We start from the raw sequence: 17,265 nt of genomic DNA, 5'->3' as shown, positions 1-17,265 counted from the left end.
ACTTTGGAGGATATTCGTATGTCTTATGAAAAAGTGACACAGGCTTCTGAAATTATCGTAGGTACTAAGCAAACAATCAAAGCTTTACAAAACGGCGAGGTAAAAGAGCTGGTCGTTGCGGAAGACGCTGATTTTCGGGTAACGAGCAAAGTATTGCAGATTGCCGAAGAAAAGAAAGTGCCGATCGTAAAGGTTGATTCTATGAAAAAGCTTGGAAAAGCATGCGGTATAGATGTCGGGGCCGCAACTGTTGCGATAAAAGGATAAAATAACTGTTTTTGCGATGAGCATTGCTTAACGCTCCTCTCGCAAAAACTTTCTTTTGTCCTAAAATGAACCACCTGGGTCGGTGGTATTACAAGACAAGAGAGGAGGAAATAAAAATGCCTACAATTAACCAACTAGTTCGCAAAGGTCGCGTTTCTAAAATTAAGAAATCTGACTCTCCTGCGTTGAACAAAGGTTACAACAGCTTCAAAAAGTCCCAAACTAACGTTTCATCTCCGCAAAAGCGTGGAGTTTGTACTCGTGTTGGTACTATGACTCCTAAGAAGCCGAACTCGGCGCTACGTAAGTATGCTCGTGTTCGTTTAACTAACGGAATCGAAGTTACAGCTTACATTCCTGGTATCGGTCACAACCTTCAAGAGCACAGTGTTGTTCTTATCCGTGGAGGACGTGTAAAAGATTTACCGGGGGTACGTTACCACATCGTTCGTGGTGCTCTTGATACGGCTGGTGTTACTAACCGTATGCAAGGTCGTTCTAAGTATGGAACGAAGCGTCCAAAGGAAGCTAAGAAATAATATTGTTTTAAAATAAATTAAACAACTATAAGAAAGGAGGGGACCACATGCCACGTAAAGGACCTGTTGCTCGTCGTGATGTGTTACCTGATCCAATTTACAAGTCTAAGCTTGTAACTCGTCTAATCAACAAAATTATGATTGACGGTAAGAGAGGGGTAGCTCAAACAATCTTGTACAATGCGTTCGAACTTATTAAAGAACGTACAAACCAAGATCCTATGGAAGTGTTTGAACAAGCTCTTAAAAATATCATGCCAGTTCTTGAAGTTCGTGCTCGCCGTGTTGGTGGAGCTAACTACCAAGTACCAGTTGAAGTTCGCCCAGAGCGTCGTACAACTTTAGGACTTCGTTATTTAACGAACTACTCTCGTCTACGCGGAGAAAAGACAATGGAAGAACGTCTTGCGTTCGAGATCATGGATGCTGCAAACAACACTGGTGCTTCTGTTAAGAAGCGCGAAGATATGCACAAAATGGCAGAAGCAAACAAAGCGTTTGCTCACTACCGCTGGTAAAATCATAGAGACAGTTTTCGGACTGTCTCTAAAACACTATAAAAATTCCTTTGCATAAGGAAGGAGAGAAATTCATGGCTAGAGAATTCTCCTTAAAAAATACTCGTAATATCGGTATCATGGCTCACATCGATGCTGGTAAAACAACGACTACTGAACGTGTACTTTATTATACTGGCCGTATCCACAAAATTGGTGAAACTCATGAAGGAGCTTCACAAATGGACTGGATGGAGCAGGAGCAAGAGCGTGGAATCACGATTACTTCCGCTGCTACAACTGCTCAATGGAAAGGTCACCGTGTCAACATCATTGATACACCAGGTCACGTAGACTTTACAGTTGAAGTAGAACGTTCATTACGTGTATTAGACGGAGCGGTTGCTTTACTTGATGCTCAATCAGGTGTAGAACCACAAACAGAAACAGTATGGCGTCAAGCGACTACTTACGGAGTTCCCCGTGTAGTATTCGTAAACAAAATGGACAAGATTGGTGCGGATTTCTTATACTCCGTAAAAACTATCCATGATCGTCTTGGTGCAAATGCTCATCCGATTCAATTACCGATCGGTGCTGAAGACCAATTCGAAGCAATCATCGACTTAGTTGAAATGAACGCTGTATTCTACGGAAACGACCTTGGTACTGATATCGAAGTTCGTGAAATTCCTGAAGAACACATGCCTTTAGCTGAAGAATACCGCAACAAGTTAGTTGAAGCGGTAGCTGAGCTAGACGAAGAAATGATGATGAAGTACTTAGAAGGCGAAGAGATTACGAAAGAAGAACTTAAAGCAGGTATCCGTAAAGGTACTTGTGACGTTGAGTTCTACCCAGTAATGTGTGGGTCGGCATTTAAGAACAAAGGTGTTCAGCTTATGCTTGACGCTGTTCTTGATTACCTTCCATCGCCAGTTGATGTACCAGCTATTAAGGGTGTTCTTCCAGATTCAGAAGAAGAAGTAACTCGTGAATCAAGTGACGAAGCTCCGTTTTCAGCACTTGCATTTAAAGTTATGACTGACCCTTATGTTGGTAAGTTAACATTCTTCCGAGTGTACTCAGGTACATTGAACTCTGGATCATACGTACAGAACTCTACTAAAGGAAAGCGTGAGCGTGTTGGACGTATCCTTCAAATGCACGCGAACTCCCGTGAAGAGATCTCTATCGTATACGCTGGAGATATCGCAGCTGCTGTAGGTCTTAAAGATACTACAACTGGTGATACACTATGTGATGAAAAGAGCCTTGTTATCTTAGAATCCATGGTATTCCCAGAGCCGGTAATCTCACTATCTATCGAGCCGAAGTCTAAAGCAGACCAAGACAAGATGGGTATGGCGCTTTCTAAGCTTGCTGAAGAAGATCCAACATTCCGTACTGAAACAAACGAAGAAACTGGACAAACGATCATCGCAGGTATGGGTGAACTTCACCTTGATATCCTAGTTGACCGTATGCGCCGCGAATTCAAGGTTGAAGCTAACGTGGGTGCTCCTCAGGTTGCTTACCGTGAAACGATTCGCCAAGCTGCTAAAGTTGAAGGTAAATTCGTTCGTCAGTCTGGTGGTCGTGGACAATACGGTCACGTTTGGATTGAATTCGAGCCAGGTGAAGAAGGATCTGGATTCGTGTTTGAAAACAAAATCGTTGGTGGGGCAGTTCCTCGTGAATACATCCCTGCAGTACAAGCTGGTATCGAAGAATCAATGAAAAACGGAATGCTTGCTGGTTTCCCATTATTGGACCTTAAAGCTCGTATCGTTGATGGATCTTACCATGACGTTGACTCCAACGAAATGGCGTTTAAGATTGCCGGTTCAATGGCACTTAAGAACGCAAAAGCAAAATGTGATCCTGCAATTCTTGAGCCGATCATGAAAGTTGAAGTAACGGTTCCTGAAGAGTATATGGGTGATATCATGGGTGACGTAACTTCCCGTCGTGGACGTGTTGAAGGTATGGAAGCTCGTGGTAACGCACAGATCGTTAAAGCGATGGTTCCACTTGCTGAAATGTTCGGATATGCAACTAGCTTGCGTTCTCGTACACAAGGCCGTGGTACTTACTCTATGCACTTCGATCACTACGAAGAAGTACCAAAGTCGATTTCTGAAGAAATCATCAAAAAAGCAACTGGAGCTTAATCTCCCCGGTTGTAAGAAACAGCAATTTCATGTAATCTAAAATGGGCAGTACAATCTGTCTGTTTTAAATAAAAAAATCTACTATATGTAACCATATTTAAGGAGGAATCTTTCTCATGGGTAAAGAGAAATTTGATCGTTCCAAAACGCATGCTAACATTGGTACTATTGGTCACGTTGACCATGGTAAAACAACTTTAACAGCTGCAATCACTACTGTTCTTGCAAAGAAGAACGGTAAAGGTGTAGCAATGGCTTATGACCAAATCGACGGTGCTCCAGAAGAGCGCGAGCGTGGTATCACAATCTCAACTGCACACGTTGAGTATGAAACTGATTCTCGTCACTATGCACACGTTGACTGCCCAGGACATGCTGACTATGTTAAGAACATGATCACTGGTGCAGCACAAATGGATGGTGGGATCCTAGTAGTATCTGCTGCTGACGGCCCAATGCCACAAACTCGTGAGCACATCCTTCTTTCTCGTCAAGTAGGTGTACCTTACCTTGTTGTATTCTTGAACAAGTGTGACATGGTTGATGATGAAGAATTACTAGAGCTAGTTGAAATGGAAGTTCGTGACCTTCTTTCTGAGTACGATTTCCCTGGAGACGATGTTCCTGTAATCAAAGGTTCTGCTCTTAAAGCTCTTGAAGGAGACGCTGACTGGGAAGCTAAAATCTATGAGCTAATGGACGCTGTAGATTCTTACATCCCAACTCCTCCTCGTGACACTGAAAAGCCATTCATGATGCCAGTTGAGGATGTATTCTCAATCACTGGTCGTGGTACAGTTGCTACTGGACGTGTTGAGCGTGGAGTAGTAAAAGTTGGTGACGTAGTTGAGATCCTAGGTCTTACTGAAGAGCCAAAATCAACAACTGTAACAGGTGTTGAAATGTTCCGTAAGCTTCTTGACTATGCTGAAGCTGGTGACAACATTGGTGCACTTCTTCGTGGGGTTTCCCGTGACGATGTTGAGCGTGGACAAGTTCTTGCTAAGCCAGGTACTGTTAAAGCTCACACTAAGTTCAAATCAGAAGTATACGTTCTTTCAAAAGAAGAGGGTGGACGTCACACTCCATTCTTCTCTAACTACCGTCCTCAGTTCTACTTCCGTACAACTGACGTAACTGGTATCATCCAACTTCCTGAAGGCGTTGAAATGGTAATGCCTGGAGATAACGTTGAGATGACTGTAGAACTAATCGCTCCAATCGCTATCGAAGAAGGAACTAAGTTCTCTATTCGTGAAGGTGGACGTACAGTTGGTGCAGGTGTAGTTGCAACAATCACTGAGTAATCTTTAGATTACTTCTATATAAGAAGCACTCTCCATTCGGAGGGTGCTTTTTTGTATGTTCAAGTATCTTTTTAATAGTTGAAGAATCATTTTTTAAGTGAAAATGAAACATTATTGAAAAACACCTCTGTAAACTGCTTATGAGCTGCTGGATACTGCGTGGAAACTTACCTGAAGCGGCTTAAAACACATCCAATCCAGAAATATAGCCTATGAATCCACAAATTCAGCAGGTGAATCCAAAAGTTTTAGGGTTGAATCCACGAGTTGCGACTGTTAATCCACAAATTGTATTTATGACAACCAGCCGGAATAGGTTCTTATAACCTGGAACAAAACCTGCAAACCATTAGGCTTAATCACTAGCTCAACATCTGGATCAAGAATCACCACAGCAGATACACTTATATATAGAAGTAACATATTCAAGCGTGTAAAAGAAGAAAAAGGAAGTTGAAATTGCCGTGCAAAGTCTCTATAATAGAAAAAGTGCGATTAACAATAAATAAATGCAAATAAAACTTGCATTAGGCATTGTTTTTCTCTATAATGAGTAATGTTGGTCATTCACTGCGATGATTCGGAAGGTTGCTGACACACCAGGCCCCTTTGCCATGGCTGGTGACATCAGGTTGAATTTCCGTGGAGCAATGTCTGTTTATCAAAATAGGCGAATAAAGGAGGGAAAATAATGGCAAAGCAAAAGATTCGTATCCGTTTAAAGGCGTATGATCACAGAATTCTTGATCAATCTGCTGAAAAAATCGTTGAAACTGCTAAGCGTTCAGGAGCAAAGGTATCAGGTCCAATCCCGCTACCTACTGAGAAAGCGATCTACACGATCCTTCGTGCGGTTCATAAGTACAAGGACTCTCGTGAGCAGTTCGAAATGCGTACTCATAAGCGCTTGATCGACATTATCGAGCCAACACCACAAACTGTTGATTCATTAATGCGTTTGGATCTGCCGTCTGGTGTAGACATCGAAATTAAACTATAATTTCACGTTTGCTTTATATAATTTATTTTACTTATTAATAGGAGGTGTGACGAATGACCAAAGGAATCTTAGGTAAAAAAATTGGTATGACTCAAGTTTTCGCTGAAAACGGAGATCTTATCCCAGTTACTGTAGTAGAAGTAACTCCTAACGTTGTTCTTCAAAAGAAATCCGTAGAGAACGATGGCTACGAAGCTATCCAGCTTGGATTTGACGATAGAAAAGAATCTCGTACTATCAAGCCGCAAGCAGGTCATGCTGCTAAAGCTAGCACGAGCCCTAAGCGCTACGTTAAGGAATTCCGCAATGTTGATGCTGCGGGATACGAAGTTGGTCAGGAAGTCAAGGTAGATATTTTTGCAGAAGGTGACGCTGTAGACGTTACTGGTACATCTAAAGGAAAAGGATTCCAAGGTGTTATCAAACGTCACGGGCAATCACGCGGGCCAATGAGCCACGGTTCCCGTTACCACCGTCGTCCTGGTTCAATGGGTGCAGTTGACCCTAACCGTGTTTTCAAAGGGAAAGCATTGCCTGGACGTACTGGCGGAGATACAGTAACTGTACAAAACTTAGAAGTTGTAAGAGTTGATACAGAACGTAATCTTCTATTGATCAAGGGTAACGTACCTGGAGCGAAAAAGAGCTACGTTACAATTAACTCTGCTGTTAAAGCAAAGGATGCTAAATAAGGAAGGAGGACAATCTGATGCCAAAAGTAGCATTATTTAAACAAGATGGTACTCAAGCTGGCGATATCGAATTAAACGATTCCGTTTTCGGTATTGAACCAAATAAAAGCGTGCTTTTCGACGCTGTTATTATGCAGCAAGCATCACAGCGCCAAGGAACACATGATGTAAAGAACCGTTCCGAAGTTGCTGGTGGTGGACGCAAGCCATGGAAACAGAAAGGTACTGGACGTGCTCGTCAAGGATCTATCCGTTCTCCGCAATGGGTTGGCGGTGGAGTGGTTTTCGGACCAACACCAAGAAGCTATTCTTACAAATTACCTAAGAAGGTTCGTCGCTTAGCTATTAAATCAGCGCTATCTTCTAAGGTTCTAGATAACGACTTGATCGTTTTAGAAGGACTTGCATTCGATGCTCCGAAAACAAAGGAAATGAAGCAAGTGCTTGCAAATCTATCCGCAGATCGTAAAGCATTAGTTGTAACGGCTGATTACAATGACGCTGTTGCATTATCTGCACGTAACATCCCTGGCGTAACAGTTGTTACGGCTAACGGCGTTAGTGTTCTTGACGTGTTAAACCACGACAAGCTTCTTATGACTAAAGACGCTGTGGAAAAAGTAGGGGAGGTGCTCGCATAATGGAAGCTCGTGATGTGATTAAGCGCCCCGTTATTACAGAGCGTTCTACTGAAATAATGGCTGACAAAAAATACACGTTCGAAGTAAACCCTCGTGCTACTAAGACTCAAATCAAAGGCGCACTTGAAGAAATCTTTGGCGTAAAAGTACAAACAGTAAACACTGCTAACTACAAAGGTAAGTTCAAGCGTGTAGGCCGTCATACTGGTTATACATCTAAACGTAAAAAAGCAGTAGTTACACTAACTCCAGAAAGCAAAGAACTCGACTTTTTTGAAGGAGTTTAAAAAGAACTCGTAAAGGAGGGAAATTACAATGGGTATCAAAAAGTTTAAACCGACAACTAACGGTCGTCGTAACATGTCTCAGCTTGACTTTGCTGAAATCACGACTGACCAGCCAGAAAAATCCTTGCTTGCTCCTCTTAGCAAAAAAGCTGGGCGTAACAACCAAGGTAAACTAACTGTTCGTCACCAAGGTGGAGGACATAAGCGTAAGTATCGTATCATCGATTTCAAACGTAACAAAGATGGAATACCAGGTCGCGTTGCTACAATCGAGTACGATCCAAACCGTACAGCAAACATCGCTCTTATCCATTACGCAGATGGTGAGAAGCGTTATATCCTAGCTCCTAAAGGAATTAAGGTTGGACAAGAAATCATGTCTGGTACTGATGCTGACATCAAAGTAGGTAATGCTTTACCGTTAGCTAACATTCCTGTAGGTTCTACAATTCACAACATCGAACTTAAGCCTGGTAAAGGTGGACAATTAGCTCGTTCAGCTGGTGCTGAAGCTCAACTTCTTGGTAAAGAAGAAAGATATGCGCTAGTTCGTCTAGGTTCTGGTGAAGTTCGTATGATCCTTCTTACTTGCCGTGCAACTATCGGTCAAGTTGGTAACTTAGAACATGAACTTGTAAACGTTGGTAAAGCAGGTCGTTCTCGTTGGAAGGGTATCCGCCCAACAGTTCGTGGTTCTGTAATGAACCCTAACGATCACCCACACGGTGGTGGTGAAGGACGCGCTCCAATCGGACGTAAATCACCAATGTCTCCATGGGGCAAACCAACTCTTGGATATAAAACTCGTAAGAAAAACAGCCAAACTGACAAGTACATTGTACGTCGTCGCAAAAAATAATGTGATTGTCCTACGGTTCAATCGAGCCGTAGCGCAAACACAAAGGGAGGTTCTCAAATGGGTCGCAGTTTGAAAAAAGGGCCTTTTGTAGATGACCACTTGATGAAAAAGGTCGAGGCACTTAATGAATCTAACGACAAGAAAGTAGTTAAAACTTGGTCTCGTCGTTCTACGATTTTCCCTGACTTCATCGGTCACACAATCGCTGTTTATGATGGTCGTAAGCACGTGCCGGTATATGTAACAGAAGATATGGTCGGTCACAAGCTAGGTGAATTCGCACCTACTCGTACTTACAAAGGCCATGCAGCTGATGATAAGAAAACTAGACGTTAATTGAGGGGAGGTACACAAAATGGAAGCAAAAGCAATTGCTAAACAAGTGCGTATTGCTCCTCGTAAAGCTCGTATCGTTATCGACTTGATTCGAGGCAAGCAAGTAGGTGAAGCACTTGCGATTCTACGTTTGACGCCTAAAGCAGCTTCTCCTGTAATCGAAAAGGTGCTTAAGTCTGCTATCGCAAACGCAGAACACAACTATGAAATGGAACCGAACAACCTAGTGATTAAGCAAGCGTTCGTTGATGAAGGAATTACTCTTAAGAGATTCCGTCCACGTGCCATGGGTCGTGCGAGCCGTATCAACAAACGTACTAGCCACATCACAATCGTTGTTTCTGAAAAGAAGGAGGGTTAAGACGTGGGTCAAAAAGTAAATCCAACAGGTCTACGTATTGGCGTCATCCGTGACTGGGATTCTAAATGGTACGCAGAAAAGGATTACGCTAATCTTTTACATGAAGACATTAAGATCCGTTCTTATATTGAAAAGCGTCTAAAAGATGCTGCTGTATCTGGTATCGAGATCGAACGTGCAGCTAATCGTGTAAATATCACAATCAAAACTGCTAAGCCAGGAATGGTAATCGGTAAAGGCGGATCGGAAGTAGAAGCACTTCGTAAAGCTCTTAACGATATGACTGGCAAGCGAGTTCATGTTAACATCTTTGAAATCAAGCAAGCAGACGTTGATGCTAAGCTAGTTGCTGAAAACATCGCTCGTCAACTTGAAAATCGTGTATCTTTCCGTCGTGCAATGAAGCAGGCGATCCAACGTGCAATGCGTATGGGTGCGAAAGGTATCAAAACTCAAGTATCAGGCCGTCTTGGCGGAGCTGATATCGCTCGTTCTGAACATTATAGTGAAGGTACTGTTCCTCTTCACACACTTCGTGCAGATATCGATTATGGTACTGCTGAAGCAGACACAACTTACGGTAAGCTTGGAATTAAAATCTGGATTTATCGTGGTGAGGTCCTTCCAACAAGAGGAACGAAAAAAGAGGAAGGAGGCAAATAATTATGTTATTGCCAAAACGTGTTAAATATCGTCGTGAACACCGCGGTAAAATGCGTGGGAACGCTAAAGGCGGTACAGAAGTTCATTTCGGAGAATTCGGTTTGCAAGCTCTAGAAGCTAGCTGGATTACTAACCGTCAGATCGAAGCTGCTCGTATTGCGATGACTCGTTATATGAAGCGTGGCGGTAAAGTATGGATCAAAATTTTCCCTTCTAAGCCTTACACTGCAAAGCCTCTAGAAGTCCGAATGGGTTCCGGTAAAGGTGCTCCTGAAGGATGGGTAGCAGTAGTTAAGCCAGGAAAAGTTATGTTTGAAATCGCTGGTGTCTCTGAAGAAGTGGCACGCGAAGCGTTGCGTCTTGCAGCACACAAACTTCCTGTAAAATGTAAGTTTGTTAAACGCGAAGAAGTGGGTGGTGACACAAATGAAGGCTAATGATATTCGTAACCTGACCACTGCAGAAGTTGAACAAAAAGCAAAAGCACTTAAAGAAGAGCTTTTTAACCTTCGTTTCCAACTAGCGACAGGTCAATTAGAAAACCCGGCCCGCATTCGTGAAGTTCGTAAAGCAATTGCCCGTGCAAAAACGGTTTTACGTGAAAGAGAGCTTGGGATTACTAACGGTTAATTCTTGAGAGGAGGTTCGCACAATGAGTGAACGTAACCAGCGCAAGGTGTACACTGGTCGTGTTGTTTCTGACAAGATGGACAAAACGATTACAGTACTTGTTGAGACATACAAGACACACTCTTTATATAACAAGCGCGTTAAATACTCTAAAAAGTTAAAAGCGCATGATGAAAACAACACTGCTAAGATCGGTGATATCGTTAAGGTTATGGAAACGCGTCCGCTTTCCAAAGACAAGCGATTCCGTTTGGTAGAAGTTGTTCAAGAAGCAGTAATTATTTAATAAATTGTTCGGATTATACTCATATCCGAAAGGAGGTCCATTCGCATGATTCAACAAGAATCCCGTTTAAGAGTAGCTGATAACTCTGGTGCGAAAGAGCTACTTTGCATTAAAGTTCTTGGTGGTTCTGGTCGTAAGTACGCTAACATTGGTGACATTATCGTTTGTTCGGTTAAGTCCGCAACACCAGGTGGCGTTGTTAAGAAAGGTGACGTTGTTAAAGCGGTAGTGGTACGTTCTAAGCGTGGTATGCGCCGTAACGACGGATCTTACATCCGCTTTGATGAGAACGCGGCTGTAATCGTAAAGGATGACAAAGGTCCTCGAGGAACTCGTATCTTCGGACCTGTAGCACGTGAACTTCGTGACAAGCAATTTATGAAAATCGTTTCTCTTGCTCCAGAAGTTCTTTAATATATTTACTAACAAGGCTCTTATTGTCTTGTAAGGAGGTGCAGCTCACAATGCCATTGCATGTGAAAAAAGGCGATAAAGTTCAAGTAATTTCAGGCAAGGATAAAGGCAAACAAGGTGTGATCCTTGAAGCTTATCCGAAGCTTAATAGAGTGCTTGTTGAAGGCGTAAACGTTGTTAAGAAACACGCAAAACCTTCTCAGGCTAATCCGCAAGGCGGAATCCTTAGCCAAGAAGCACCAATTCATGCTTCTAACGTAATGCCTCTTGACCCTAAAACTGGTGCCCCTACTCGTGTAGGCTACAATGTAGTTGATGGGAAAAAAGTTCGTGTGGCCAAAAAATCTGGTGAAACCCTAGATAAATAAGTCTCAGAGTGAAAGGAGGACACATAATGAACCGTCTACAAGAGCGATATAAATCAGAGATCTTACCATCTCTAATGGAAAAGTTTAATTACACTTCAGTAATGCAAGCGCCAAAGATTGAAAAAATCGTTATCAACATGGGTGTTGGTGAAGCAGTTTCCAACTCTAAAGTGTTAGATACAGCAGTAGAGGAACTTACAGCAATCGCTGGTCAAAAGCCTGTGATTACTCGTGCTAAAAAGTCCATCGCTGGATTTAAGCTTCGTGAAGGTATGCCGATCGGATCAAAAGTTACACTTCGCGGAGAGCGCATGTATGACTTCCTTGATAAGCTGATCAGCGTTTCACTTCCACGTGTTCGTGACTTCCGCGGGGTTTCTAAGAAATCTTTCGACGGTCGCGGTAACTACACGCTAGGTGTTAAAGAACAATTGATCTTCCCTGAGATCGATTATGATAAAGTAAACAAAGTTCGCGGAATGGACATCGTTATTGTAACGACTGCGAACACTGACGAAGAAGCTCGTGAGCTTCTAACACAAGTCGGAATGCCATTCCAAAAATAACCTTTAGCCAAAGGAGGTTTACCCGTGGCAAAGAAGTCAATGATTGCTAAGCAACAACGCAAGCAAAAGTTCGGAGTGCAAGAGTACACGCGCTGTGAACGTTGCGGGCGTCCTCATTCAGTAATCCGCAAGTTCAAATTATGTCGTATTTGTTTCAGAGAACTTGCTCACAAAGGTCAAATTCCTGGCGTTAGAAAAGCCAGCTGGTAATACCCTGAAAAAAGGGAAGGAGGTAACTAGTAATGGTTATGACAGATCCAATTGCAGATATGCTTACTCGTATCCGCAACGCTAACACTGTTCGTCACGATAAGTTGGAGCTTCCTGCTTCTAATATGAAAAAAGAAATCGCAGAAATCCTAAAGCGTGAAGGTTTTGTTCGCGATGTGGAGTATGTAGAGGACAGCAAACAAGGAATGATTCGTATCTTCCTTAAGTACGGTTCTAACAATGAGCGTGTAATCTCAGGTCTTAAGCGTATCTCAAAGCCTGGTTTACGTGTTTATGCAAAATCAAGTGAACTTCCACGTGTTCTTGGAGGACTTGGAATTGCAATCGTATCTACATCTAAAGGCATTATGACTGATAAAGAAGCTCGCCAATCACAAATGGGCGGCGAAGTACTAGCGTACGTTTGGTAATAAAAAGCGAATGGAGGTGTCATCATGTCTCGCGTAGGTAACAAACCGATAGAAGTTCCAGGCGGCGTTACGATCAATGTTGCTAATGACAACACTGTTTCTGTAAAAGGCCCTAAAGGTGAACTTTCTCGCAAATTCAATGCTGACATTAAAATTAATGTTCAAGATAACGAAATTACTGTGGAACGCCCGAGCGACCACAAAGAGCACCGTGCATTGCATGGTACTACTCGCAGCGTATTAAACAACATGGTAATCGGTGTAACAAACGGTTATGAAAGAGCTCTTGAAATTATCGGGGTTGGATATCGTGCTTCCAAAGCTGGTAACAAGCTTGTACTTAACGTTGGTTACTCTCACCCAGTTGAAATCGTTCCTGAGCAAGGAATCGACATCGAAGTACCTTCTAACACGAAGGTTATCGTTAAGGGTATTGACAAGCAACGTGTAGGTGAAGTTGCTGCAAACATCCGTTCAGTTCGTTCACCTGAGCCTTACAAAGGTAAAGGTATTCGTTACGAAGGTGAATTCGTTCGCCGTAAAGAAGGTAAGACTGGTAAATAAAGCCGTTAGGTAGCGGAAAGGAGTGCAAAGGATGATCACGAAAGCAGATAAGAATGTCGCTCGTAAGAAAAGACATGCTCGTGTTCGCCGCGTTGTAAGCGGAACAGCACAACGTCCTCGTTTGAACGTATTCCGTTCTACAAAGCACATCTATGCTCAATTGATCGATGATCAAGCAGGTGTAACAATTGTATCTGCATCTTCTCTTGATAAAGGAGTAAATGTAGAAAACGGTGGAAACGTAGATGCTGCTAAAGCGATTGGTCAAGAAATCGCTAAGCGCGCAGTTGAAAAAGGAATCAAATCGGTTGTATTTGACCGAGGCGGATATTTATATCACGGACGTATTAAAGCATTAGCAGACGCAGCTCGCGAAGCTGGGTTAGAATTTTAATCGAAGGAGGGAACCTGATGCGTATCGACCCTAACAAACTTGAACTTGAAGAACGCGTCGTTACGGTTAACCGTGTAGCTAAGGTAGTAAAAGGTGGACGTCGTTTCCGCTTTGCTGCAGTGGTTGTCGTAGGTGACAAAAATGGTCACGTTGGATTCGGTACTGGTAAAGCCCAAGAGGTACCAGAAGCGATCCGTAAGGCGATTGAAGATGCTAAGAAAAACTTAGTAACTGTACCGATTGTAAAAACAACAATTCCTCACCAAGTAGTTGGACGTTTTGGAGCAGGTAACGTATTCTTAAAGCCTGCATCTGAAGGTACTGGGGTAATTGCTGGTGGACCTGTACGTGCGGTATTGGAGCTTGCTGGTGTAGGTGACATCCTTTCTAAGTCACTTGGATCTAACAACCCAATCAACATGGTTCGTGCAACAATCGAAGGATTGAAAAATTTAAAGCGTGCTGAAGACGTTGCGAAACTTCGTGGCAAATCAGTACAAGAGCTTTTAGGTTAAGGAGGGAACTTTAGATGGCTAAGAAATTAGAAATCACCCTCACTCGCAGTGTTATCGGCCGTCCGGAAAACCAGCGTGTTGTTGTTAAGACACTAGGTTTGCGCAAAATGCACCAGACAGTTGTGCACGAAGATAACGCGGCTATCCGCGGTATGGTTAACAAGGTATCTCACCTTTTAACAGTGAAAGAATTAGAAGCTTAATAAGATAAATAAATCATGAGGAGGTGCTCAGATGAAACTTCATGAGTTGAAGCCATCAGAAGGATCCCGTAAAGTTCGCAACCGTGTAGGTCGCGGTATCGGATCAGGAAATGGTAAAACAAGTGGTCGAGGACATAAAGGTCAAAACTCACGTTCAGGCGGTGGAGTAAGACCAGGATTCGAGGGTGGACAAAATCCACTAGCACGTCGTTTACCGAAGCGCGGATTCACAAACCCTACTCGTAAAGAGTATGCAGTTGTAAATCTTGAGAAGCTTGTACGTTTTGAAGAGGGCACAGAGGTAACTCCTGAACTTCTTCTTGAAACAGGAGTAGTAAGCAATCTTAAGAACGGTATCAAAGTATTAGGTAATGGCAAGTTGGAAGTTAAGCTTACAGTTAAGGCGCACAAATTCTCTGTTTCTGCTAAAGAAGCAATTGAAGCAGCGGGCGGAAAAACTGAGGTGATCTAATGTTCCAGACAATCTCCAACATTATGCGTGTGGGTGATCTGAGAAACAAAATATTGTTTACACTTGCGATGCTGGTGGTGTTCCGTCTTGGAACATTCATCCCAGTACCTGGTGTGAATCGCGATGTATTGAAATTCAGTACGGGCGACAGTGCTAACATTTTTGGTTTTTTAAATACGTTTGGCGGTGGAGCGTTACAAAACTTCTCCATTTTCGCTATGGGTATCATGCCGTACATTACAGCATCGATCATCGTGCAGCTTTTGCAGATGGACGTAGTGCCGAAGTTTACGGAATGGAGTAAGCAAGGTGAAGTCGGGCGAAAGAAATTAGCTCAGTTCACTCGTTATGGAACGATCGTTCTTGGTTTTATCCAGGCAATCGGTATGTCTATCGGTTTTAACAATCTTTTTCCAGGACTTATTCAAAACCCTAGCATGACTACGTATCTATTTATCGCGTTAGTTTTAACTGCAGGTACTGCATTCTTAATGTGGTTAGGTGAGCAGATTACCCTTAAGGGGATTGGAAACGGAATATCAGTTCTAATTTTTGCGGGGATTGTTGCAGCTATTCCTACAGCAGTTAACCAGCTTTTCACAACGCAATTCGAAGGCGGCAGTGATCAGATGTTTATGCACATCGTTACGGTCGTACTTCTTGCACTTGCGATTGTACTCATCATTATGGGTGTTATCTTTATTCAACAAGGTGTTCGGAAAATCCCGATTCAGTATGCAAAACGGGTCGTTGGAACAAAGCCTGTTGGCGGCCAGTCTACTCATCTTCCGATCAAAGTTAACGCAGCAGGTGTTATCCCGGTTATCTTCGCGATTTCCTTGATCATCACGCCAAGAACTGTTGCTGGCTTCTTTGGACAGAATGATGTTACGACTTGGATTATCAACACGTTTGACTACACGAAACCAGTCGGAATGATTATATATGCGCTCCTCATTATCGGATTCTCGTATTTCTATACGTTCATCCAAGTGAACCCGGAGCAAATGGCGGAAAACTTAAAAAAGCAGGGTGGATACATTCCTGGCATTCGTCCAGGAGCTAACACTCAAACTTATATAACAAGAATTCTGTATCGATTAACGTTTGTTGGATCTCTATTCCTGGCTGCAATTGCAGTCCTGCCAGTTGTCTTTACAGCAATTCCAGGTTTGAACCTTCCGCCAGCCATTCAAATTGGTGGAACAAGCTTGCTGATTGTTGTAGGTGTGGCACTAGACACCATGAAGCAAATTGAGAGCCAGCTGATCAAGCGGCACTACAAAGGCTTCATTAAATAAGGGCGTGGGAAGATTATTCTTCCCGGCATGCTCTGTTTAAAAAAGACGATTGTGATTTATGGAGGGATTAGATGTATCTAGTCTTAATGGGATTACCCGGAGCAGGTAAGGGTACTCAAGCAGAAAGAATTGTTGAGAAGTACGGAATTCCACATATCTCTACTGGAGATATGTTCCGAGCAGCAATTAAAGAGGAGACTCCTCTTGGACTTGAGGCAAAATCGTACATGGATGCGGGTAACCTCGTTCCTGACGAAGTTACAATCGGCATCGTACGTGACCGACTTTCTAAAAAGGACTGCGAAAAAGGATTTTTACTAGATGGATTCCCTCGGACAGTTGCCCAAGCGGAAGCCCTGGAAGAGATCACACAAGAGCTATCCCGAAAGATTGATTATGTTCTAAACATTTCAGTTGATTCGGATAAGCTTATGCAGCGATTAACAGGTCGTCGGATTTGCCAAACATGCGGAAGCACGTATCATGTAATATTCAACCCGCCAAAGGTTGAAGGAGTATGTGATAAAGACGGCGGTACGCTTATCCAACGTCAAGATGATAATGAAGAGACCGTTCGAAACCGTTTAGATGTAAACATGAAGCAGGCTAAACCACTGCTTGATTTTTATGGTGATAAAGGTTACCTGAAAAACATTAATGGTGATCAGGATATCGACAAAGTCTTTCAAGACATTGACCAACTTATTGGGGGATTGGCGAAATGATTATCTGCAAAACACCGCGAGAGATTGAAATCATGCGGGATGCAGGTCGCATCGTTGCCTTAACTCATCAAGAGTTAAAAAAACACATTAAGCCTGGCATAACTACTAAGGAACTGGATAAAATTGCTGATAAGTTTATCCGCAGCCAAGGTGCAATCCCTTCATTTAAAAACTATAATGGTTTTAGCGGAAGCATCTGTGCTTCAGTAAATGAAGAGCTTGTACATGGAATTCCAGGTAAACGCGTACTGAACCATGGCGACATTATCTCTATAGATATTGGGGCGAAGTACAACGGATATCATGGTGATTCCGCTTGGACGTATGGAGTTGGAGAGATTTCTGAGGAAGCTCAAAAACTTCTGGATGTAACCGAAGAGTCTTTATATAGAGGACTTGAAAAAGCAAAAGCCGGTGCCCGGTTAACTGACATTTCTCATGAGATACAAAAGTATGCTGAGGAAGAAGGTTTTTCTGTTGTCCGCGAATATGTCGGACACGGGATAGGCCAGGACTTGCATGAGGACCCGCAAATTCATAATTAAGGACCGCCTGGTAAAGGA

The 17,265-nt window shown here is 42.9% G+C and carries 28 protein-coding genes and 1 pseudogene; all 29 read left to right on the top strand.

What is annotated here, in order from left to right:
• Positions 1–18: 18 nt before the first annotated feature.
• Positions 19–267, top strand: coding sequence for a 50S ribosomal protein L7ae-like protein (locus EV282_RS19275; RefSeq protein WP_130297467.1), 249 nt, complete (start codon positions 19–21; stop codon positions 265–267).
• Positions 268–383: 116 nt separating this feature from the next.
• Positions 384–806, top strand: coding sequence for a 30S ribosomal protein S12 (rpsL, locus tag EV282_RS19270; RefSeq protein WP_077365504.1), 423 nt, complete (start codon positions 384–386; stop codon positions 804–806).
• 47 nt (positions 807–853) lie between these two features.
• Entirely contained in the window at positions 854–1,324 is a 471-nt protein-coding gene (rpsG, locus tag EV282_RS19265; protein WP_077365506.1) for a 30S ribosomal protein S7, read from the top strand.
• 74 nt (positions 1,325–1,398) lie between these two features.
• Positions 1,399–3,477: an elongation factor G gene (fusA, locus tag EV282_RS19260; RefSeq protein WP_130297466.1), complete on the top strand. Its 2,079-nt coding sequence runs from the start codon at positions 1,399–1,401 to the stop codon at positions 3,475–3,477.
• Between the two features lie 116 nt (positions 3,478–3,593).
• Positions 3,594–4,784: an elongation factor Tu gene (gene tuf, locus EV282_RS19255; protein ID WP_130297465.1), complete on the top strand. Its 1,191-nt coding sequence runs from the start codon at positions 3,594–3,596 to the stop codon at positions 4,782–4,784.
• Positions 4,785–5,475: 691 nt separating this feature from the next.
• Complete coding sequence (gene rpsJ, locus EV282_RS19245; RefSeq protein WP_053356198.1) at positions 5,476–5,784, top strand: 30S ribosomal protein S10; 309 nt, start codon at positions 5,476–5,478, stop codon at positions 5,782–5,784.
• A 53-nt stretch (positions 5,785–5,837) separates the two neighbouring features.
• Positions 5,838–6,476 (top strand): 50S ribosomal protein L3, encoded by a 639-nt coding sequence (rplC, locus tag EV282_RS19240; protein ID WP_077365514.1) that lies wholly within the window; start codon positions 5,838–5,840, stop codon positions 6,474–6,476.
• Between the two features lie 17 nt (positions 6,477–6,493).
• Positions 6,494–7,117 carry a 50S ribosomal protein L4 gene (gene rplD / locus EV282_RS19235; RefSeq protein WP_066285532.1) on the top strand — a complete coding sequence of 208 codons (624 nt, stop codon included), beginning with the start codon at positions 6,494–6,496 and terminating at the stop codon, positions 7,115–7,117.
• Positions 7,117–7,404 carry a 50S ribosomal protein L23 gene (rplW, locus tag EV282_RS19230; RefSeq protein ID WP_066237959.1) on the top strand — a complete coding sequence of 96 codons (288 nt, stop codon included), beginning with the start codon at positions 7,117–7,119 and terminating at the stop codon, positions 7,402–7,404. Before rplD ends, rplW begins: the two co-directional genes overlap by 1 nt.
• A 28-nt stretch (positions 7,405–7,432) precedes the next feature.
• Positions 7,433–8,263: a 50S ribosomal protein L2 gene (gene rplB / locus EV282_RS19225; RefSeq protein WP_130297464.1), complete on the top strand. Its 831-nt coding sequence runs from the start codon at positions 7,433–7,435 to the stop codon at positions 8,261–8,263.
• Positions 8,264–8,320: 57 nt separating this feature from the next.
• The gene (gene rpsS / locus EV282_RS19220; RefSeq protein WP_066285535.1) at positions 8,321–8,599 is read left to right on the top strand and encodes a 30S ribosomal protein S19; all 279 of its coding nucleotides are present in this window, start codon (positions 8,321–8,323) and stop codon (positions 8,597–8,599) included.
• Positions 8,600–8,618: 19 nt separating this feature from the next.
• Positions 8,619–8,960 (top strand): 50S ribosomal protein L22, encoded by a 342-nt coding sequence (gene rplV, locus EV282_RS19215; protein ID WP_066237948.1) that lies wholly within the window; start codon positions 8,619–8,621, stop codon positions 8,958–8,960.
• A gap of 3 nt (positions 8,961–8,963) precedes the next feature.
• Positions 8,964–9,623, top strand: coding sequence for a 30S ribosomal protein S3 (gene rpsC, locus EV282_RS19210; protein ID WP_077365518.1), 660 nt, complete (start codon positions 8,964–8,966; stop codon positions 9,621–9,623).
• 2 nt (positions 9,624–9,625) lie between these two features.
• A complete protein-coding gene (gene rplP, locus EV282_RS19205) occupies positions 9,626–10,060 on the top strand; it encodes a 50S ribosomal protein L16 (RefSeq protein ID WP_066237943.1) in 435 nt (144 codons plus the stop codon).
• On the top strand, positions 10,050–10,253 hold the full coding sequence (gene rpmC / locus EV282_RS19200) for a 50S ribosomal protein L29 (protein ID WP_066237940.1): 204 nt from the start codon (positions 10,050–10,052) through the stop codon (positions 10,251–10,253). Before rplP ends, rpmC begins: the two co-directional genes overlap by 11 nt.
• A 22-nt stretch (positions 10,254–10,275) precedes the next feature.
• On the top strand, positions 10,276–10,539 hold the full coding sequence (gene rpsQ / locus EV282_RS19195; protein WP_077365520.1) for a 30S ribosomal protein S17: 264 nt from the start codon (positions 10,276–10,278) through the stop codon (positions 10,537–10,539).
• Positions 10,540–10,584: 45 nt separating this feature from the next.
• Positions 10,585–10,953, top strand: a complete 369-nt coding sequence (rplN, locus tag EV282_RS19190) for a 50S ribosomal protein L14 (protein ID WP_066285543.1) — start codon at positions 10,585–10,587, stop codon at positions 10,951–10,953.
• 56 nt (positions 10,954–11,009) lie between these two features.
• A complete protein-coding gene (rplX, locus tag EV282_RS19185) occupies positions 11,010–11,321 on the top strand; it encodes a 50S ribosomal protein L24 (RefSeq protein WP_066294477.1) in 312 nt (103 codons plus the stop codon).
• Between the two features lie 26 nt (positions 11,322–11,347).
• A complete protein-coding gene (gene rplE / locus EV282_RS19180) occupies positions 11,348–11,887 on the top strand; it encodes a 50S ribosomal protein L5 (protein WP_066237931.1) in 540 nt (179 codons plus the stop codon).
• 24 nt (positions 11,888–11,911) lie between these two features.
• A complete protein-coding gene (locus EV282_RS19175; RefSeq protein ID WP_130297463.1) occupies positions 11,912–12,097 on the top strand; it encodes a type Z 30S ribosomal protein S14 in 186 nt (61 codons plus the stop codon).
• A gap of 32 nt (positions 12,098–12,129) precedes the next feature.
• Positions 12,130–12,528, top strand: coding sequence for a 30S ribosomal protein S8 (rpsH, locus tag EV282_RS19170; RefSeq protein WP_066285549.1), 399 nt, complete (start codon positions 12,130–12,132; stop codon positions 12,526–12,528).
• A gap of 24 nt (positions 12,529–12,552) precedes the next feature.
• Positions 12,553–13,092, top strand: coding sequence for a 50S ribosomal protein L6 (rplF, locus tag EV282_RS19165; protein WP_077365524.1), 540 nt, complete (start codon positions 12,553–12,555; stop codon positions 13,090–13,092).
• 31 nt (positions 13,093–13,123) lie between these two features.
• A complete protein-coding gene (gene rplR / locus EV282_RS19160; RefSeq protein ID WP_077365526.1) occupies positions 13,124–13,486 on the top strand; it encodes a 50S ribosomal protein L18 in 363 nt (120 codons plus the stop codon).
• Positions 13,487–13,500: 14 nt separating this feature from the next.
• Positions 13,501–14,001 (top strand): 30S ribosomal protein S5, encoded by a 501-nt coding sequence (gene rpsE, locus EV282_RS19155; RefSeq protein ID WP_066285555.1) that lies wholly within the window; start codon positions 13,501–13,503, stop codon positions 13,999–14,001.
• Positions 14,002–14,015: 14 nt separating this feature from the next.
• Positions 14,016–14,204 carry a 50S ribosomal protein L30 gene (gene rpmD, locus EV282_RS19150; RefSeq protein ID WP_066285557.1) on the top strand — a complete coding sequence of 63 codons (189 nt, stop codon included), beginning with the start codon at positions 14,016–14,018 and terminating at the stop codon, positions 14,202–14,204.
• 31 nt (positions 14,205–14,235) lie between these two features.
• Positions 14,236–14,676: a 50S ribosomal protein L15 gene (gene rplO, locus EV282_RS19145; protein WP_066285559.1), complete on the top strand. Its 441-nt coding sequence runs from the start codon at positions 14,236–14,238 to the stop codon at positions 14,674–14,676.
• Positions 14,676–15,977 carry a preprotein translocase subunit SecY gene (secY, locus tag EV282_RS19140; protein ID WP_130297462.1) on the top strand — a complete coding sequence of 434 codons (1,302 nt, stop codon included), beginning with the start codon at positions 14,676–14,678 and terminating at the stop codon, positions 15,975–15,977. The genes rplO and secY overlap by 1 nt, the downstream gene beginning before the upstream one ends.
• A gap of 71 nt (positions 15,978–16,048) precedes the next feature.
• Complete coding sequence (locus EV282_RS19135) at positions 16,049–16,702, top strand: adenylate kinase (protein WP_066285562.1); 654 nt, start codon at positions 16,049–16,051, stop codon at positions 16,700–16,702.
• Positions 16,699–17,244, top strand: a pseudogene (gene map / locus EV282_RS19130) (type I methionyl aminopeptidase); the annotation flags it as partial. The gene EV282_RS19135 and the pseudogene map, both read left to right, overlap by 4 nt.
• Between the last annotated feature and the right edge of the window lie 21 nt (positions 17,245–17,265).

It is taken from the genome of Fictibacillus sp. BK138, from assembly GCF_004216955.1.
Taxonomy (GTDB): domain Bacteria; phylum Bacillota; class Bacilli; order Bacillales; family Fictibacillaceae; genus Fictibacillus.
Note: the sequence above shows the minus strand (reverse complement) of the source record. Positions and strands in the feature narration are given on the sequence as shown.

Excerpts from the sequence above, each read along its gene's own strand:
- rpsS (WP_066285535.1), top strand. The coding sequence starts at position 8,321 with ATGGGTCGCAGTTTGAAAAAAGGGCCTTTTGTAGATGACCACTTGATG.
- rpmD (WP_066285557.1), top strand. The coding sequence starts at position 14,016 with ATGGCTAAGAAATTAGAAATCACCCTCACTCGCAGTGTTATCGGCCGT.
- rpsH (WP_066285549.1), top strand. The coding sequence starts at position 12,130 with ATGGTTATGACAGATCCAATTGCAGATATGCTTACTCGTATCCGCAAC.
- rplC (WP_077365514.1), top strand. The coding sequence starts at position 5,838 with ATGACCAAAGGAATCTTAGGTAAAAAAATTGGTATGACTCAAGTTTTC.
- rpsG (WP_077365506.1), top strand. The coding sequence starts at position 854 with ATGCCACGTAAAGGACCTGTTGCTCGTCGTGATGTGTTACCTGATCCA.
- rplW (WP_066237959.1), top strand. The coding sequence starts at position 7,117 with ATGGAAGCTCGTGATGTGATTAAGCGCCCCGTTATTACAGAGCGTTCT.
- EV282_RS19275 (WP_130297467.1), top strand. The coding sequence starts at position 19 with ATGTCTTATGAAAAAGTGACACAGGCTTCTGAAATTATCGTAGGTACT.
- rpsJ (WP_053356198.1), top strand. The coding sequence starts at position 5,476 with ATGGCAAAGCAAAAGATTCGTATCCGTTTAAAGGCGTATGATCACAGA.
- rpmC (WP_066237940.1), top strand. The coding sequence starts at position 10,050 with ATGAAGGCTAATGATATTCGTAACCTGACCACTGCAGAAGTTGAACAA.
- tuf (WP_130297465.1), top strand. The coding sequence starts at position 3,594 with ATGGGTAAAGAGAAATTTGATCGTTCCAAAACGCATGCTAACATTGGT.
- rplR (WP_077365526.1), top strand. The coding sequence starts at position 13,124 with ATGATCACGAAAGCAGATAAGAATGTCGCTCGTAAGAAAAGACATGCT.
- rplB (WP_130297464.1), top strand. The coding sequence starts at position 7,433 with ATGGGTATCAAAAAGTTTAAACCGACAACTAACGGTCGTCGTAACATG.
- rplP (WP_066237943.1), top strand. The coding sequence starts at position 9,626 with ATGTTATTGCCAAAACGTGTTAAATATCGTCGTGAACACCGCGGTAAA.
- rplV (WP_066237948.1), top strand. The coding sequence starts at position 8,619 with ATGGAAGCAAAAGCAATTGCTAAACAAGTGCGTATTGCTCCTCGTAAA.
- rplE (WP_066237931.1), top strand. The coding sequence starts at position 11,348 with ATGAACCGTCTACAAGAGCGATATAAATCAGAGATCTTACCATCTCTA.
- rplO (WP_066285559.1), top strand. The coding sequence starts at position 14,236 with ATGAAACTTCATGAGTTGAAGCCATCAGAAGGATCCCGTAAAGTTCGC.
- rpsL (WP_077365504.1), top strand. The coding sequence starts at position 384 with ATGCCTACAATTAACCAACTAGTTCGCAAAGGTCGCGTTTCTAAAATT.
- rplN (WP_066285543.1), top strand. The coding sequence starts at position 10,585 with ATGATTCAACAAGAATCCCGTTTAAGAGTAGCTGATAACTCTGGTGCG.
- rpsQ (WP_077365520.1), top strand. The coding sequence starts at position 10,276 with ATGAGTGAACGTAACCAGCGCAAGGTGTACACTGGTCGTGTTGTTTCT.
- rplD (WP_066285532.1), top strand. The coding sequence starts at position 6,494 with ATGCCAAAAGTAGCATTATTTAAACAAGATGGTACTCAAGCTGGCGAT.
- fusA (WP_130297466.1), top strand. The coding sequence starts at position 1,399 with ATGGCTAGAGAATTCTCCTTAAAAAATACTCGTAATATCGGTATCATG.
- EV282_RS19135 (WP_066285562.1), top strand. The coding sequence starts at position 16,049 with ATGTATCTAGTCTTAATGGGATTACCCGGAGCAGGTAAGGGTACTCAA.
- secY (WP_130297462.1), top strand. The coding sequence starts at position 14,676 with ATGTTCCAGACAATCTCCAACATTATGCGTGTGGGTGATCTGAGAAAC.
- rplF (WP_077365524.1), top strand. The coding sequence starts at position 12,553 with ATGTCTCGCGTAGGTAACAAACCGATAGAAGTTCCAGGCGGCGTTACG.